We start from the raw sequence: 14,757 nt of genomic DNA, 5'->3' as shown, positions 1-14,757 counted from the left end.
GGTTACTGCCCCTTCCCGGCAACCGAGGAGGACAGCACCTGCGTCATCTTGCCGTCCTTGCGCAGCGAAACCGTCAGCGTGCGGGCATTGTCTGCCGACACATGATAAGCCCAGGTCAGCGTGCCGTCATCGGATTGCCCCGCGCCATCCATCCCGGCTTCGCGCCGCTCTTCGCGGGGTTCGTCCGGCACTGCGCGGCGGTGCCTGGGGCAATCGGCAACGACGGCCGAAAGCCAGTCCGGCTTCTTGAGCGGTTCGGCCAGGTCATCGCCCTGATCGAGCACCCAGCGATAACCGTCCTTGATCTTCTTCTGCTGCTTCCAGATCGTGGTGAAATAGCCCACCGATCCGTCCGGCCCGGTCCACGCGCCCTTGGTGACGCCGAGCGTGCCATCGCAGCTCATCCACACCTGATAGGGCTCCCACTGCACCGCCTGAGGCGGGTCCTTGCGGCCGTTCAGCCAGGCCTTGGCCATGACCGGCTGCGGCGCGAACATCACGGCATCGTCATCGGCGAACTTGCGAAAGGCCGTCCATTGCCCCTTCTCCCGCGCGGCGCGGGCAAAGGCGATCTCGGCCGCGATCAGCGCGCTGGGATTGGCCGTGCCCGTCCCTGCGGGACGGCGGCGCTTTTCCGCACCGGCCGGCGCGGCGAGTGTCATCGCCGCGGCCGCCAGCATCAGAACGGCACCGCCCCGTTTCGTCACAAAGCGGACTCGTCGAACGCAAGGTCCGCCGCACGGTGCGCGGCAACGATCGTGTTGCGCAGCAGAACAGCAATGGTCATCGGCCCGACACCGCCCGGCACCGGCGTGATCGCACCTGCAACTTCGCTGGCAGAGGCGAAATCGACATCGCCGACCAGTCTGGTCTTGCCCTCTTCGGCAGCGGGCACGCGATTGATGCCGACATCGATCACAGTCGCGCCCGGCTTCAGCCAATCACCCTTGACCATCTCCGGGCGGCCCACGGCGGCCACCACGATATCCGCACGGCGCACCGCGGCGGGCAGATCCTTCGTGCGGCTATGCGCCACCGTCACTGTGCAGCTTTCGGCGATAAGCAGCTGCGCCATCGGCTTGCCCACGATGTTCGAACGGCCAATCACGACGGCATCGAGCCCCGAAAGCGAGCCCAGCTTGTCCTTGAGCAGCATCACGCAGCCCAGCGGCGTGCAGGGCACGTACCCCGGCAGGCCCGTCGCCAGACGCCCGACGTTGACGACGTGGAAGCCGTCCACGTCCTTGTCCGGGTTGATCGTGGCGATCACCTTCTGCTCGTTCATGTGCGCGGGCAGTGGCAGCTGGACCAGAATGCCGTCCACCGCCGGATCGGCATTGAGCCGATCGACCAGCGCCAGCAGATCGGCCTCGCTGGTATCGGCGGGCAGCTTGTGCTCGAAGCTTGCCATGCCGCAGGCCAGCGTCTGCTTGCCCTTGTTGCGCACATAGACCTGGCTGGCCGGGTCTTCCCCCACCAGCACCACGGCAAGGCCCGCCTTGCGTCCGGCCTTCGCCTCGAAATCCGCCGCCACAGTGGCGACGCGGGCCCGCAGGCCTTCGGCGAAAGCCTTGCCGTCGATGATATCAGCCATAGACCATCGGTTCCATGAACTTCACGATCACCATGATGCCGATGATCAGCACCATCGGCGAAAAATCGATGCCACCGGTGTGCGGCATGATCCTGCGGATCGGATTGAGCATCGGATCGAGGATCGCATTCAGCCCGCGCCACAGGGCGGCGACGAACTGGTTGTGCAGGTTGACCACGTTGAAGCTGATCAGCAGCGACAGGATGAACCAGATCAGGATAACCGTCTGGAGAACCTGCAGCAGATAGATGAGGGCATTGAATAGACCGCCGAGCATGGGGCGTTTGGCCTTTCACTGGGGGATTGCAAGATAGGCGGCCTGATAGCCGAGACCGGCCTCAGGGAGCAAGGCCGCGCTCTGCAGCGGGCCGACAGCCGCCGATGAACGTTACTGAACGAGCGTGGAGGTCCGCTCGATACGCCAGTTGAGCTGCTCTTCGCTGGCCCCCGGCACATCGTTGACGCGGCGCAAAACGATCGTCCCGCGCCGCGAGGGGCGCCCATCCGCAAAGTCGACCACGATCGGCGCTTCGTAATAGAGCGAGCCAGCCGCACCCTCGGTATCGCCCTTGCCGACGGCGATCTTGGGGCTGGTCTGGCCGCCGAATTCGGCCTGCAGCTTTTCCGGCGTCATCTGCGCATCGAGGCTCCAGGCGCGGGCGGCATCGACCCAGTCCCCCACGCGCAGGGCATTGGTGTAATAGCGCAGCAGGCGTTCGGGATCGCGGCGCTCGGTCAGCGCGGCCATGTCGAGCCCGGCGGCAATGCCCGCACTCGCCGCGGCCGAGGCATCGACCGAAGGCAGCGGCGCCGGTTCGGGCTCCACCACTTCGCCCGCATCCCCGGTTGCGCCGATGCTCGCATCCGGTGCGGGCGGATTGCCGCCGCAAGCGGCCAGCAGCAGCACGCTGCCCGTGAATGCAGTGGCGAGCATGGTCCTGATGACGGCGTTTTTGCGCATGGGAATTGCGATACCTTTCAGCCCGTGGGGTCCCCTCACATGGAGGCCTGGCCCGCACGGATCAACGTGCCAGCGCCTTCTTGCGTAAATATTTCCAATAGCATGGCATGAGATACCCGCCCGTCAAGCACGACGGCGGCCTCGCACCCGGCCTCGACCGCGTGAATGCAGGTTTCGAGCTTGGGAATCATGCCGCCCGAGATCGTGCCGTCTTCCTGAAGCCGCGTGATATCGGCGGGGCGAAGATCGGTGAGCAGGTTGCCCTGCTTGTCGAGCACGCCATGCACGTCGGTGAGCAGGAACAGCCGCGCCGCGCCAAGCGCCGCCGCGATCGCCCCGGCCATGGTATCGGCGTTGACGTTGTAGGTCTCGCCATCGGCACTGGGCGCGATCGGCGCGATCACCGGGATCATGCCCGCAGCGGAAATCGTCTCGATCACCGAGGTATCGATCTTTTCCGGCTCGCCCACGAAGCCAAGATCGACGATCTGTTCGATCAGACTGTCCGGGTCTTTCTTGGTCCGCTGCACCTTGCGGGCCGTGGCAAGCTTGCCATCCTTGCCCGAAATGCCCATGGCCTTGCCGCCCGCTTTCGCGATCCAGCCGACGATTTCCTTGTTGATGGCGCCGGACAGGACCATTTCGGCCACTTCCGCCGTCTCCTTGTCCGTCACGCGCAGGCCATCGATAAACTGGCTTTCGATCCCCGCCTTCTTGAGCATCGCCCCGATCTGCGGCCCGCCGCCGTGCACGACGACCGGATTGATGCCCACTGCTTTGAGCAGCACGACATCCTCGGCGAAATCGTGCGCCAGTTCGGGGTCGCCCATCGCGTGGCCGCCATACTTCACCACGAACGTGCTCCCGGCGTATCGCTGCATGTAAGGCAGCGCATCGACGAGCGTTTCGGCCTTGGCGAGAAGAGCGGGATCGTGCGGATTCGGCATGGGGTGTGCTTTAGTCCCCTTGGCGCGGATTTGAAGGGGTTTTCAGGCACTATTTCAACTTCGCGCCGAAGCGGATACCCCTTGGGGCCGGTTCGGCCGCAACGGAGGAACGAAATGAGAGGTCTGCCCGCCATCGCGGCGCTGATGCTGGCCGGGTGCAGCGCAGGACAGGACACTGAGCCCGCCTCGCCACCGGCCAGCTTTCATATAGACAAGGCCAGCCTCTACCGTGCGGAACCGGACGACATCTGCCGCTTCAAGGACACAGCCTTCCTGCAGCGCTTGACCTTGCGCGTAACCGCCGCGCTGCCGCCGGGCACACGGGGCTTCGATTTCGTCGATTTCGACGCCCATACCGCCCCCGAAGGCCAGGGCATGGAAGCCGTGCTGCGCTTCCGTTCCAGCAGCGCCGATGGGCAAGCGCGGATGATGTATGCGGCAGGCCCCTTCGATCCGGCGACTTGCGCGATCGGCCAAATGACCGGCGGCACCGGCGCCGGGCCCCATGCCCCGGACGCGGTGGAGACATTTCGCGTTGCCGAAAGTGAAGAAAGCAGCGCCTAGCGTGGTGGGAGTGAAGTTCGCAGCATAATGGCGTCGCCCCCGCGAAGGCGGGGGCCCCGCTCCCTTTTCTTTACGCTACGCCGCGAAAAGCGGGATCCCCGCCTTCGCGGGGATGACGGAGAATGGGAATAGGGGCTTCGTTTCCACCATACTAGGCGTCCAGCTTGCGGCCCAGCTTCACGAAGAACCAGATGAACGGCGGCACCATGATCGTGGAGAGCACGAGCTTGGAAATGATCTGCCCTTCCATGATCGAGACGATCGGCAGATCCTGCCCGGCAAAGGAAATGGTGATGAACAGCACCGTATCGACCACTTGCGAAAGCAGGCTGGCGATCCATGCCCGCAGCAGAAGCAGGCCGCTGCGTTCGTGCCCCAGCTTGCCGCCCGCCAGCTTCGCGAAGAGATAGACGTTGAGCGTCTGCGATACGCCGTAGGACACCAGCCCGGCAAACTGCATCCGCGCGCCCTGCCCGAGCAGGCGGGCATAGGCTTCCTGATCGTTCCAGAACGGGGCGGGCGGCACGACATGGATCACGAAGGTCAGCAGCGTCATCGAGACGATCAGCGGAATGAAGCCGAAGCGCACCAGCCGGTTCGCCGTGTCGCGCCCGTGCAGCTCCGCCACCGCGCTCGACAGCACCACCAGCAGCAGGAAGGCGAAGATCCCCGATTCCACGGCGAGATCGCCCAGCACCGGCCAGTGTCCCAGTGAAGCCAGCTTGGTGCCCAGCACCCCGGCAAGCACGACAAGGCCGCCATAGAGCAGCGAGAAGACGAAGAGAGAGCGGGAGATCACCGGTGCGGGTGCGGCAGTTGCAGTCTGGTCCATGACCGTGCTCTAACGGCACCGGGACAATTACACTAGCCGTCTTGCACCCGGCCCGATAGGGTCCACCGATTCTTCTCCTGCCCTTCACGAAAGATCATCGCCTAAATGCATGTCGCATACAGCCTGACCGGCATTGCCCTTATCATGGCCACTGCCTTCCTGCTTTCCAGCGACCGCAAGGCGATCCGCCTGCGCGTGGTCGGTGCCGCCTTCGCCCTGCAGGCCGGGCTGGCCGCTCTCGTGCTCTATGTGCCTTTCGGCAACCGCATCTTGCGCGGCGCCGCCTCGGGCGTGGAAAACCTGCTCGGCTATGCCCATGCGGGGATCGATTTCCTGTTCGGCCCGATCGCCGCGCCTGCCATCGGCGGCACCAGCTTCGCGATCTCCGCGCTGCCGGTGATCATCTTCTTCGCCTCGCTGATCTCGATCCTCTATTACCTCAGGATCATGCCGCTGGTGATCCACTGGATCGGCGGCGCGCTGGAGAAAGTGACGGGCATCAGCAAGGTGGAAAGCCTCTGCGCGGCTTCCAACATCTTCGTTGGGCAGAGCGAGAGCCCGCTGGTGATCCGCCCCTACCTCGCCAGCCTCAATCCCTCGCAACTGTTCTGCGTAATGACGGTGGGCCTTGCAGGCGTGGCCGGCACCATCCTCGCCGCCTATGCCTCGATGGGTATCCGCATCGACTATCTGGTCGCTGCCGCCTTCATGTCGGCCCCGGGCGGCATCTTCATGGCCAAGATGATCATGCCCGATCCGCGCGGCCCCCATCCGGACGAAGCCGGTGTACACGAGGGCGCATCCCCGCCCGCGGGCATGGCTGCCGCCGCACTCAACCGCGAAGACGTGACCCACCAGCCCGGCGTTCACATCGACGAGCCCGAACCTGTCGATCATGACGAGGAAAAGCCCGCCAATATCATCATGGCCGCCTCGCAAGGCGCGCAGACCGGCGTGAAGCTGGCCGTAGCGGTGGGCGCGATGGTGCTGGCTTTCGTGGCGCTGATCGCGCTGGCCAATGGCATCGTCGGCTGGGCGGCGGGCCTGTTCGGGTTTCAGGACGTGACGTTCCAGTCGCTGCTGGGCTATGTCTTCGCCCCGGTGTTCTACCTGCTGGCGACGCCCGACTGGCACGAGGCGATGCAGGCAGGCGGTCTGTTCGGCACCAAGATCGTGCTCAACGAATTCGTCTCGTTCATCCAGCTGGGCAAGGACACCGGCCTGTCCCCGCGTACCGTGGCGGTGGTGACGTTCGCGCTGTGCGGTTTTGCCAATTTCTCCTCGATCGCGATCCAGATGGCGGTGACGGGCGGCCTTGCCCCCAACCAGCGCCCGGTGATCGCGAAACTGGGCATCCGCGCACTGGCCGCGGGCAGCCTGTCCAACCTGATGAGCGCGGCGCTGGCAGGCCTGTTCCTGGGCCTCGGCTGAGGCGGAGCGGGGGCGTCAGGGCGCTCTCGCCCCCGCGATCGTGCCAGCATGGCGCTGGACAATCCGCCTGCGGCATAGTCATCTGCTCCCCAGAACAAGGGCCAGAACAAGGGAGAGCACCATGAAGCCAGAGGAATTCCGCCAGACCTACGGCCCCACCGCCCTGGTGACAGGCGCTTCCTCCGGGATCGGCCTGGCATTCGCCGAGGAACTGGCGGCGCGCGGGTTCGATCTGGTGCTGACCGCGCGGCGCACCGATCATCTCGACGCGCTGGCGCAGCGGCTGCTGAGTTCCTGCGGCGTGCGCACCCGCGTGATCGGCGCCGACTTGTCCGATCCCGCCGCGCCGGGACGCCTTCTGGCCGCCACTGCCGGGGACGATATCGGCCTTGTCGTCAGCAATGCCGGTTTCAATGTCAAAGGCGCTTACGAAACCACGGACGCGGCCGCCATGGGCAGGATGCTGACTGTCAATTGCCATGCGCCGATGCAGCTCGCCCACGGCTTCCTTCCCCGCCTGAAAGCGCGCGGGAAAGGCGGCATCGTCTTCACCGCCTCAATCGAGGGGCTGATCGGCTGCCCCTATTCGGCAGCCTATTCGGCCACCAAGGCGCTCGTCATCTCGCTGGGCGAAGCGCTCTGGGGGGAAATGCAGGGCACGGGCGTCGATGTGCTGACCCTTTGCCCCGGTGCCACCGAAAGCGAGGCTACCGCCAAGATGGAAGGCATCGCCCATCTGCAACCGGCTGCGGACGTCGTGCGCCTGGCCCTGGAAAACATGCGCGAGGGGCCGGCCTGTTTTCCCCACGCCCACTATCTTGAAATGTTCGAGCGCCTGCGCGCCATGCCCCGCCGCGATGCTCTGGCGGGAATGGCGCAAAGCATGAAAGCCCTCGCCTAACCCGCCCTGCAACACTCCCCTGCCTGTCCGCAAGGACGCTTGCACCCGGACGGCAAAGCAGGCAGCATTGGCCGTGGCCGCTCACCGGCCGGCAAGGAGGCACGCCATGGACGATCCCGACCGCAAGCCCTCGACCCCGGCTCCCGCATCGGGGTTCGAATTCAACAACCCGACCGTGATCAGCCTGCTCTACCTGGCATCCTGGATAACCGGCGGACTAACCGGGATCATCGGCGCCGTGCTCGCCTTCATCTGGCGCGGCGAGCCCAAGGCGGACTGGGAAATCTCGCATTACCAGTACCATATCAACAGCTTCTGGATCGCGCTTGTGGGCACGATTGCCGGGATGCTACTGATGATCGTGCTGGTCGGCTTCCTGCTGATGGCGGCCGTGGCGATACTGGTGATCGTGCGCAGCGTGCTCGCCCTGCTCAATGCGCAAAAGCACCAGCCGATGCCCAATCCCGGGTCCTGGACCATCTGACACCTATCCCGCGGCGAACAGCACTTACCTGACGGTCAGCAAGGCCGCACGGGCCTGCTGCGCGTGCGCTTGCCGTTTTACGCAAAAATGAAAACACAGGCCATACAGGTAGTTAACTATACTAACTGAGTATAGATACTGTGTTTTCTATGTCGCTATTTTACAATAAACCTAACAGCGATTGTGTATTTTAAAAGCATCACGGCAATCGTTATTAGTATTGACGCGATTTACGTTTTACTTGATTTTACAGCAAGAGTTCAACGCAGCCGCGTTTGCTCACCAGTTTCACAGAGTCAGACAGACGGATCGCCGAAAGCACTTCGGGTCCTGCTGTCAGGCTCGGCATTTGCTCCGTCGTAGGTACAGCCCCGCGCTGTGCCGGCCGCCGTCCCTCCACCCCCCCCAGGGACGGCGGTTCGACGGGCAAAGTCAGCCCCGAACCGGAAAGGCAGAACGAAGATGGGGCGCAAGCGTTCGTTCGTTCCCTCTCGCGTCCGGTATCGCACCACCGCTCCAGCCCCGCAGCGGGAGGACTGCAATGTCATCTGACACGGCAACTCCCCCAGCGCGCATGCGGCCCTTTCAGTTCCAGCTGGCACCGGACAGGCTGTGGCAGGCGATCAATCCCTGGACGTGGAATCTGGACACCGGCCAGGTCGGCCTGATCAATGTCAACATCGGTGAAACCAAGCACCCTGAAACCGAGCGCGCCATTCTCGACGAAGTCGGCAGCTACGGTAAACAGATCGGTCACATTGCCGATGCGCTGGAAGTGCTGATCCGCCATCTCGACCTCAAAGATCTCAGCCAGAAGGAACAGGACGCGCTTGACGTTCTCAAGGGAGACCTTGCGCAGATCAGAGGCATCAAGGCACGGGAGACGGGCAAGTGATAAGCGTAAGCTGGCCGCTGATCCTGCTCGCCACCGCCGCCGTGTTCGTTCTGGGCTGGATCGCCGGGCGCAGCACGGTTGCGGCCCGCAGCCTGTCCGGCTCGCCCGCCGGGCGCTCTTTCGCCGATGTCGGCCCCGCCCTGCGCAGCGAAATCGAATGCGCGGTTGCGGCCGGACGCAAGATCGAGGCGATCAAACTGCTGCACGCCGCGACCGGCATGGGCCTCAAGGCATCAAAGGACGCCGTCGAAGCGATGGAACGGATCTAGCACGGATCTTCGCAGCCCTTGTGATGTGAACTTCGTTTCCACCACACTAGAGCGGAGCGGCAGTCAGCCCTAGAGCGCCGTGAAGATCGCAATCGCCACGTTGATCCACAGCGCCAGCATGAACATCACCCCCAGCGAAAAGGCCAATGCGCGCGGGCTCGGCGCGTTGGAAGTCATGTGGATGGCGCTCTGGACCAGGCGGCACAGGGCAAAACCCCAAGCGAAAACCAGCGTCCATATACCCACCGCGCCAAGCACGAACGCGGTAATGCAGCCGGCGTAGAACAGCGTCGGCAGTTCGAACAGATTGTCCCAGTGGCGCGCGGCCGCCGTGGCCGCCTCCGGCTCCGGCGTGCCGAGGTGGGCGCGGTAGAACGCCGGATCGTGCCCCGCCTTCACGGCTGCGGCGCGCGCCATGGCCATCTTGAAGAAGGCCACGAATGTTAGCGCGGCAACGGCCAGCATCGGCAACAGGACTAGCGTCTGGTTGGTGGCAGGCACGGTCTTGGTCTCCCCCGTTTGACTCTCTGGCCCGGAGAATGCCCAAGACCGCGCAAGGCAGCAAGCCCGCCACCGAAAGCTGAGAAGCTTCTAGCGGCGGAGCGATCCTGCCCAGGTTTTAAAGGGCCGTCGGCACCGTGACCGGCACGCTAGGCCCATCCGGCTCTACCGCCCAGTCCGTCGATTGCCCTGTCGGTTCCGGCGCCGCCACGACGCCGTCGGTGGAGCCCGACGGCTTCCACAGCCAGACCACGAGAACCACGAGCAGCAGCAAAATGATGATGATCCAGAACCACTTGGCCCGGCCTGTCGGAGCGGAATCGGCCATAGCGCACTCTCCTTCGAGACGTTGTTGCAGAATTCGGCACATTCACGAGAGGAAACAAGTAACAAACGGGAGCCGAGTCCCGAAAATTCTGCATTTCACAAGATGCGCGCCCTATATTTTCAGGGCATGACTATAATCCGGTGCTTTGTAGCGGAAAAGTTACTATGCGTGCAGCGTTGCCTGCCTGAACAATACCGGAAAGTTTCCAGACTGCCGCCGGTATGCCTCACCCCGCCTGGCGCAGCGCGGACTTTGGCAGGCGGCTGGCAAAGCGGTCAGCGCCATCCTGCGTATAGGCGTAAAGCTCGGTAACCGGCACGTCGTAGTCGGTGGTACCATCGGTCAGAACGATCGTGTTACCTGCCACTTTCTTGACCGTGCCGATCGGCATCCCCCGCTCATCGACGATCGGCACGCCTGCAGACAGTTCGACATGCGAGATGTTGCGGACAGTCACGACATCGGGACCGGCCATTGCGGGCGCGGCCGCGGAAAGGGCGGCAGCGAAAACGGGAAGCAGGATCTTTGCGGTCATATTCGGTTCTCCCGAAAGCGGGTTCGGCTACGCCAGCACAACGCCCACGTTGCGGGAGAGGTTCCGAAAAGAGGCCAGCCGCGTCCGCCTGCCACTGCTCAAGATGCGAGAAAGTCCTGCAGGCGCTGCGTAAGAGTGGCGATGTCCCGTGTCTCACATTCCCAGACAGTCAGCACCTCCCAGCCCGCAGTCGTCAACGCCTCTTGATGCTGACGGTCCCGCCGGACATTCGCTGCGAGTTTGGGCACCCAATAGTCCTGCCGGGTGCGGGGTATCCGGCCTTCGCGGCAATCGGGGTGCTGATGCCAAAAGCAGCCATGCACGAACAGAACCTTACGCTTTCCGGCGAAAACGAGATCGGGTTTGCCTGGCAAATCCTTGCGGTGGAGCCTGTAGCGATACCCCAGTGAATGGACCAGCCGGCGCACCAGCATTTCCGGTTTGGTGCTCTTGCTGCGGATAGCCCGCATATTCGCGCTTCGGCGCTCTGGCGTAAGCTTGTCCATCCTTGCCCGTCAATCGATGTGCCCTGCCTCCCGAAGCCAGGATGCCTCTTCCGCATTCTTCGGACGGTATGAGAGGAATTCACGATACCCGAACGTAAGCCCGAGCCGCAACATCAGCTCGCGGTCTGTTCCAGAATACAAAAGGGCAATCCCTTTGGGCGCCAGCACATCCCGGGCTCCGCCGTTCCGGCGGATACGTTTCATGAAATCGTCCTGCGCCGCAATGCTTGCGATCAGCACTCTGGATACCGGCGTTTCCAGGCAGTGTTCGAAGAGTTCCGCCAGCCTTCTGCTTCCCCCGTTATGGCGCATGATCCGCTCCCGGAGACCGGCATCGATCAGTGTCCAGAAATTCGGAGTGTAGGCAAAACCCTGAACGAGCCACCAGATGTTATGCCGGCCCTCGCTGGACAAGGTCGCCTTGGCATCGCGATTCCGGCCGGCATTGAGATAGGCTTCCCGGGCACGAACCAATCCCACCGCGCAGACCGATTGCTCCTCATCCATGCGCAGGAGGATGCACAGCTGATCCACGGCCTCGGGAGGGATCATCCAGCCGGACCGCCCGCCAGTCGTGGATTTCACATCGACTTCGCGCGCGCCGATCAGCAAGTCGAGAACGAGACCGTGAGGAACCTGCAGCCAATCGCGCAGCAGAATTTCAAACTTGGTTCCCAGGTAAGTCTTTTCCGTCTTCTCAAGATCGGAAAGAAAATAGCGCCCCGTCCGGGCCGTATCGATAACTTCATCGATCGCCGACCGGAAAAAGGACCGCAATCTCTCCTGAAATTGCCCGGCCCCGCCTACAGCTTCGAAAAGGTCCGCCTCCAGGCTGGACAGATCATCAAAGTCCGGATGACTCTCCGGCAACGGGCGATAGCCCGTATGCGGAAACAGGTTCACGCAACGGCCTTGACGGGAAACACTTTCCGGGCCGCCAGTGCCGCTTTCAAATTCTCGGCGACGGCCCCGGCCACAGGCGGCGGGAAAGCATTGCCCACTTGTCTGTATGCCGTCGTCTTGCGGCCATGGAACTGCCAGTCGCCGGGAAATCCCTGCAGCCTGGCAACCATGTTCACAGTCAGCCGGGGCATGCCGCAAAAATCGGGGCCGGGCGCTTCTTCTGCAATTGTGCGCCCCTCCACGCCCATGGCCGCCCAGGCCTTTCTCGCCCGGGTCGGCCCCAGGTCGGGACCGCCATGCTTCTTTGATCCGCCAACAATTGTCGGCGCGATGTCGTTCGCCTGCTCCGCCCACCGCTCCGCGCCAAGCCATCCGTTGGCGGCCATCATGTCCTTGAGCACCTGGCCCACCGATGGCGGGTTGTGCGCATGGACTTCGGGCCAATCGAAGCCATCCGCGAAACCGTTCTGCAGCGCCACGATCACCACCCTGGGGCGAAGCTGCGGAACGCCGAAATCCGACGCATTCAAAAGACGCCAGTCCACCGTGTAACCGAGCTTTTTGAACTCCGATTTGAGATGCAGGCGATAGTCCTCGAAAACCGGAGACAAAAAGCCCCGCACATTTTCGATCATCACGGCCCGCGGTTTGATCTCATCGATCAGACGGATCGCCGCCGGGAACAGATTGCGCTCGTCCAGATCGCCAAGCTGCTTTCCCGCCACGGAAAAAGGCGGGCACGGCAGCCCGCCGGCAAACAGATCAGCCCCTTGGAAAGGGCGGCCGTCGAAGTGGTTCATATCTTCGCAGCGGACATCCCACTGCGGCCGGTTGAGCCGCAGCGTCTTGCAGAAATCGCTTTCGATTTCGACAAGCGCCGTGTGCTCGAACCCCGCCCGCTCAAGCCCCAGAGCCTGACCGCCGGCGCCAGCACAAAATTCAATAGACTGCATGAACCACTCCTGTTCGGAGCACAGTATGTTCTTATATTGTTCCGGTCAACCTCACTCCGCCGCCTGCGTTCCGCCGAACATGTCGGGCTCGGTGCCATCGTCTTCGGTTTCGGCCACGTCGTTGGCCTGAGCCTTGCGGCGCTGGTCGAAGTTGGCCCACACCGTGTTCCAGTCGCCGCGGGTGGCGCCCTTCGAATATTCGGTCGCGCGGGTCTCGAAGAAGTTGGCGTGCTCTACGCCGTTGAGCAGCGGGGTCAGCCAAGGCAGCGGGTGATCCTCTACCATGTAGATCGCGGGCAGGCCGAGCTGGCTGAGGCGCCAGTCCGCAATGTAGCGGATGTACTTCTTGATGTCCTTGGCGTTCATGCCCGGCACCGGGCCCATCTCGAAGGCCAGATCGATGAAGTTATCCTCAAGCCGCACCGTCTTCTGGCAGCAGTCGATGATGTCTTCCGTCACCGCCTTGGTCAGGCAGCCGCGTTCCTTCACGAAGGTGTGGAACAGCTTGATGATGCCTTCGCAGTGCAGCGATTCGTCGCGGATCGACCAGGTGACGATCTGGCCCATGCCCTTCATCTTGTTGAAGCGCGGGAAGTTCATCAGCATCGCGAAGCTGGCGAAAAGCTGCACGCCTTCGGTGAAGCCGCCGAACATGGCGAGCGTGCGGGCAATGTCCTCGTCCGAATCGACGCCGAAGGTGTGCATGTAGTCATGCTTGGCCTTCAGTTCCTCGTATTCGAGGAAGGCGCCATATTCGCTTTCGGGCATGCCGATGGTGTCGAGCAGGTGCGAATAGGCCGCGATGTGCACCGTCTCCATGTTGGAGAAAGCCGTGAGCATCATCTTGATCTCGGTCGGCTTGAACACGCGGCCGTATTTCTCGTGGTAGCAGTCCTGCACTTCCACGTCGGCCTGCGTGAAGAAGCGGAAGATCTGGGTGAGCAGGTTGCGTTCGTGCTCGGAGATCTTCTGCGCCCAGTCGCGGCAATCCTCGCCCAGCGGCACTTCCTCGGGCAGCCAGTGGACCTGCTGCTGGCGTTTCCAGAAGTCGTAGGCCCAGGGATATTCGAAGGGCTTGTAGGTATTGCGGGCTTCGAGAAGAGGCATGCGACTGGCTCCGGTGTGCGATTCGGTCTGGGAACCCGGCGTTTCTGGCCGCTCGGGCGGAAATTCCGGCACGTCCCTGCCGGGGCGTGGAATGCCTACGATAGCCAAATTTTACCGCAAGAGGAGTGATCTGGCGCAACCAATCCACAGCCATGATTACATATATCTTGCGTATCCCCGAATATGGGGACGCAATGGCTGGTAGGCAATATGATGCGCGAATCGCCGGGAACCGCGCCGCCGGTGCCGGGTTTTTCCGGCAGGACGGCGGCACGTGGCCCCGGCACATGGAGGACGGACAATGAGTCAGATGCAGCCGGGCGAGGAAGTCTGGACGACAGTGGTCGGGACCATCCGCAAGGGCATGAACGTGATCGCGCCGGACGGATCCAGCATTGGCCTCGTCGCCGGTGTGCACGGCGGCGAAGTGCTGTTCGAAGGCGGAGACTCGATCCCGCTCACGCTGGTGGATGGCGTGGGCGAGGAAGGCGTCCTGCTGCAGCGGCGCGGCGATGAGACATTCGGGCTGGGCGCGCAGCCATAAGCCCGCGCCGCCCGTTCAGCCATTGCCCCGTTCCCGCAAGAGAGGGAACGGGGCCCGGCCCGAAGTTATTTCCAGAACCAGCTCGGAGCCAGCTTGCGGTTCTTGCGGAAGCGCCACATCTGCACGTAGAGCCAGATCCCCGAGATCGAAAAGAAGATCAGCGCCAGGCCCGAGAGCACGGAGATCACCGTACCAATGGGTCCGAACGTCTCCCCCGAATGCAAGTGGTGGAACAGGCCCACCATCGAACGGATGCCGGTCCTGTTCCCGCGCGGCGGCATGCAGCGCCAGCCCTCGGGGCATTCGAAACCGGGCGGCGGCGTGGCCGCGGCCTGGGCGGCAGCGCGCGCAGCCCCCGCAGGCTCGCTCGCAGGCCAGAGCACGGCGACCTGGCTGAGAACGCCGGTCACTGCGATCCAGAGCATGAAAACACCGAAGAAAACCGAAAGCCAGCGATGCCATTTGCGCATGGGAGTTCCTGTTCCTGAAAGAGGGTAATTGC

Annotated in this window: 21 protein-coding genes; 7 read left to right on the top strand and 14 right to left on the bottom strand. The window is 63.3% G+C overall.

Features of this window, described 5'->3' with window-relative positions; translation table 11 throughout:
* Positions 1-2: 2 nt before the first annotated feature.
* From MTR66_RS14870 to argB, 5 genes are all read right to left on the bottom strand, one after another.
* A complete protein-coding gene (locus MTR66_RS14870) occupies positions 3-707 on the bottom strand; it encodes a hypothetical protein (RefSeq protein WP_243922425.1) in 705 nt (234 codons plus the stop codon).
* Positions 704-1,594, bottom strand: a complete 891-nt coding sequence (folD, locus tag MTR66_RS14865) for a bifunctional methylenetetrahydrofolate dehydrogenase/methenyltetrahydrofolate cyclohydrolase FolD (RefSeq protein WP_243922423.1) — start codon at positions 1,592-1,594, stop codon at positions 704-706. The genes MTR66_RS14870 and folD overlap by 4 nt, the downstream gene beginning before the upstream one ends.
* Positions 1,587-1,871: a YggT family protein gene (locus MTR66_RS14860; protein WP_243922421.1), complete on the bottom strand. Its 285-nt coding sequence runs from the start codon at positions 1,869-1,871 to the stop codon at positions 1,587-1,589. Before MTR66_RS14860 ends, folD begins: the two co-directional genes overlap by 8 nt.
* Before the next feature lie 111 nt (positions 1,872-1,982).
* A complete protein-coding gene (locus MTR66_RS14855; protein ID WP_243922418.1) occupies positions 1,983-2,555 on the bottom strand; it encodes a hypothetical protein in 573 nt (190 codons plus the stop codon).
* Between the two features lie 35 nt (positions 2,556-2,590).
* On the bottom strand, positions 2,591-3,502 hold the full coding sequence (argB, locus tag MTR66_RS14850) for an acetylglutamate kinase (RefSeq protein WP_243922416.1): 912 nt from the start codon (positions 3,500-3,502) through the stop codon (positions 2,591-2,593).
* A 114-nt stretch (positions 3,503-3,616) separates the two neighbouring features.
* Here argB and MTR66_RS14845 point away from each other — a divergent pair, with 114 nt between their 5' ends.
* Positions 3,617-4,066, top strand: a complete 450-nt coding sequence (locus MTR66_RS14845; protein ID WP_243922415.1) for a hypothetical protein — start codon at positions 3,617-3,619, stop codon at positions 4,064-4,066.
* 151 nt (positions 4,067-4,217) lie between these two features.
* Here the strand turns inward: MTR66_RS14845 and MTR66_RS14840 are convergent, their stop codons facing one another.
* Entirely contained in the window at positions 4,218-4,898 is a 681-nt protein-coding gene (locus tag MTR66_RS14840) for a queuosine precursor transporter (RefSeq protein ID WP_243922413.1), read from the bottom strand.
* Positions 4,899-5,003: 105 nt separating this feature from the next.
* Here MTR66_RS14840 and MTR66_RS14835 point away from each other — a divergent pair, with 105 nt between their 5' ends.
* The 5 genes from MTR66_RS14835 to MTR66_RS14815 all read left to right on the top strand — a co-directional run bounded on the left by MTR66_RS14835 (position 5,004) and on the right by MTR66_RS14815 (position 8,878).
* Positions 5,004-6,329 (top strand): NupC/NupG family nucleoside CNT transporter, encoded by a 1,326-nt coding sequence (locus MTR66_RS14835; RefSeq protein ID WP_243922411.1) that lies wholly within the window; start codon positions 5,004-5,006, stop codon positions 6,327-6,329.
* Between the two features lie 121 nt (positions 6,330-6,450).
* Positions 6,451-7,230: an SDR family NAD(P)-dependent oxidoreductase gene (locus MTR66_RS14830; protein ID WP_243922409.1), complete on the top strand. Its 780-nt coding sequence runs from the start codon at positions 6,451-6,453 to the stop codon at positions 7,228-7,230.
* Between the two features lie 106 nt (positions 7,231-7,336).
* On the top strand, positions 7,337-7,714 hold the full coding sequence (locus tag MTR66_RS14825) for a DUF4870 family protein (protein WP_243922407.1): 378 nt from the start codon (positions 7,337-7,339) through the stop codon (positions 7,712-7,714).
* Between the two features lie 574 nt (positions 7,715-8,288).
* Positions 8,289-8,609, top strand: coding sequence for a hypothetical protein (locus MTR66_RS14820; protein ID WP_243922405.1), 321 nt, complete (start codon positions 8,289-8,291; stop codon positions 8,607-8,609).
* Positions 8,606-8,878, top strand: coding sequence for a hypothetical protein (locus MTR66_RS14815; RefSeq protein ID WP_243922402.1), 273 nt, complete (start codon positions 8,606-8,608; stop codon positions 8,876-8,878). Before MTR66_RS14820 ends, MTR66_RS14815 begins: the two co-directional genes overlap by 4 nt.
* Before the next feature lie 69 nt (positions 8,879-8,947).
* On the opposite strand, the gene MTR66_RS14810 is transcribed toward MTR66_RS14815, so the two are convergent.
* From MTR66_RS14810 to MTR66_RS14780, 7 genes are all read right to left on the bottom strand, one after another.
* Positions 8,948-9,379 (bottom strand): MAPEG family protein, encoded by a 432-nt coding sequence (locus MTR66_RS14810; RefSeq protein ID WP_243922400.1) that lies wholly within the window; start codon positions 9,377-9,379, stop codon positions 8,948-8,950.
* 118 nt (positions 9,380-9,497) lie between these two features.
* A complete protein-coding gene (locus tag MTR66_RS14805; RefSeq protein WP_243922398.1) occupies positions 9,498-9,707 on the bottom strand; it encodes a hypothetical protein in 210 nt (69 codons plus the stop codon).
* Positions 9,708-9,933: 226 nt separating this feature from the next.
* Positions 9,934-10,242 (bottom strand): hypothetical protein, encoded by a 309-nt coding sequence (locus tag MTR66_RS14800; RefSeq protein WP_243922396.1) that lies wholly within the window; start codon positions 10,240-10,242, stop codon positions 9,934-9,936.
* A gap of 98 nt (positions 10,243-10,340) precedes the next feature.
* The gene (locus MTR66_RS14795) at positions 10,341-10,748 is read right to left on the bottom strand and encodes a very short patch repair endonuclease (protein WP_243922393.1); all 408 of its coding nucleotides are present in this window, start codon (positions 10,746-10,748) and stop codon (positions 10,341-10,343) included.
* Between the two features lie 9 nt (positions 10,749-10,757).
* Positions 10,758-11,651 (bottom strand): NaeI family type II restriction endonuclease, encoded by an 894-nt coding sequence (locus MTR66_RS14790; RefSeq protein ID WP_243922391.1) that lies wholly within the window; start codon positions 11,649-11,651, stop codon positions 10,758-10,760.
* Positions 11,648-12,604 carry a DNA cytosine methyltransferase gene (locus MTR66_RS14785; RefSeq protein ID WP_243922389.1) on the bottom strand — a complete coding sequence of 319 codons (957 nt, stop codon included), beginning with the start codon at positions 12,602-12,604 and terminating at the stop codon, positions 11,648-11,650. Before MTR66_RS14785 ends, MTR66_RS14790 begins: the two co-directional genes overlap by 4 nt.
* Positions 12,605-12,655: 51 nt before the next feature.
* Positions 12,656-13,711, bottom strand: coding sequence for a ribonucleotide-diphosphate reductase subunit beta (locus tag MTR66_RS14780; protein ID WP_243922387.1), 1,056 nt, complete (start codon positions 13,709-13,711; stop codon positions 12,656-12,658).
* Positions 13,712-14,012: 301 nt separating this feature from the next.
* On the opposite strand from MTR66_RS14780, the gene MTR66_RS14775 reads away from it, so the two are divergent.
* Positions 14,013-14,255, top strand: coding sequence for a DUF2171 domain-containing protein (locus tag MTR66_RS14775; RefSeq protein WP_243922385.1), 243 nt, complete (start codon positions 14,013-14,015; stop codon positions 14,253-14,255).
* A gap of 65 nt (positions 14,256-14,320) precedes the next feature.
* Here the strand turns inward: MTR66_RS14775 and MTR66_RS14770 are convergent, their stop codons facing one another.
* Positions 14,321-14,725: a PepSY domain-containing protein gene (locus MTR66_RS14770; protein ID WP_243922382.1), complete on the bottom strand. Its 405-nt coding sequence runs from the start codon at positions 14,723-14,725 to the stop codon at positions 14,321-14,323.
* Between the last annotated feature and the right edge of the window lie 32 nt (positions 14,726-14,757).

The sequence above is a fragment of the Novosphingobium beihaiense genome, from assembly GCF_022832375.1.
GTDB lineage: Bacteria > Pseudomonadota > Alphaproteobacteria > Sphingomonadales > Sphingomonadaceae > Novosphingobium > Novosphingobium beihaiensis.
The sequence above is the reverse complement of the archived record's forward strand: the minus strand, read 5'-3'. Positions and strand labels throughout refer to the sequence as shown.

Bases quoted from the DNA above. Each gene is read 5' to 3' on its own strand.
- folD (WP_243922423.1), bottom strand. From the start codon at position 1,594: ATGGCTGATATCATCGACGGCAAGGCTTTCGCCGAAGGCCTGCGGGCC.
- MTR66_RS14860 (WP_243922421.1), bottom strand. From the start codon at position 1,871: ATGCTCGGCGGTCTATTCAATGCCCTCATCTATCTGCTGCAGGTTCTC.
- MTR66_RS14855 (WP_243922418.1), bottom strand. From the start codon at position 2,555: ATGCGCAAAAACGCCGTCATCAGGACCATGCTCGCCACTGCATTCACG.
- argB (WP_243922416.1), bottom strand. From the start codon at position 3,502: ATGCCGAATCCGCACGATCCCGCTCTTCTCGCCAAGGCCGAAACGCTC.
- MTR66_RS14845 (WP_243922415.1), top strand. From the start codon at position 3,617: ATGAGAGGTCTGCCCGCCATCGCGGCGCTGATGCTGGCCGGGTGCAGC.
- MTR66_RS14840 (WP_243922413.1), bottom strand. From the start codon at position 4,898: ATGGACCAGACTGCAACTGCCGCACCCGCACCGGTGATCTCCCGCTCT.
- MTR66_RS14835 (WP_243922411.1), top strand. From the start codon at position 5,004: ATGCATGTCGCATACAGCCTGACCGGCATTGCCCTTATCATGGCCACT.
- MTR66_RS14830 (WP_243922409.1), top strand. From the start codon at position 6,451: ATGAAGCCAGAGGAATTCCGCCAGACCTACGGCCCCACCGCCCTGGTG.
- MTR66_RS14825 (WP_243922407.1), top strand. From the start codon at position 7,337: ATGGACGATCCCGACCGCAAGCCCTCGACCCCGGCTCCCGCATCGGGG.
- MTR66_RS14820 (WP_243922405.1), top strand. From the start codon at position 8,289: ATGCGGCCCTTTCAGTTCCAGCTGGCACCGGACAGGCTGTGGCAGGCG.
- MTR66_RS14805 (WP_243922398.1), bottom strand. From the start codon at position 9,707: ATGGCCGATTCCGCTCCGACAGGCCGGGCCAAGTGGTTCTGGATCATC.
- MTR66_RS14800 (WP_243922396.1), bottom strand. From the start codon at position 10,242: ATGACCGCAAAGATCCTGCTTCCCGTTTTCGCTGCCGCCCTTTCCGCG.
- MTR66_RS14795 (WP_243922393.1), bottom strand. From the start codon at position 10,748: ATGGACAAGCTTACGCCAGAGCGCCGAAGCGCGAATATGCGGGCTATC.
- MTR66_RS14785 (WP_243922389.1), bottom strand. From the start codon at position 12,604: ATGCAGTCTATTGAATTTTGTGCTGGCGCCGGCGGTCAGGCTCTGGGG.
- MTR66_RS14780 (WP_243922387.1), bottom strand. From the start codon at position 13,711: ATGCCTCTTCTCGAAGCCCGCAATACCTACAAGCCCTTCGAATATCCC.
- MTR66_RS14775 (WP_243922385.1), top strand. From the start codon at position 14,013: ATGAGTCAGATGCAGCCGGGCGAGGAAGTCTGGACGACAGTGGTCGGG.
- MTR66_RS14770 (WP_243922382.1), bottom strand. From the start codon at position 14,725: ATGCGCAAATGGCATCGCTGGCTTTCGGTTTTCTTCGGTGTTTTCATG.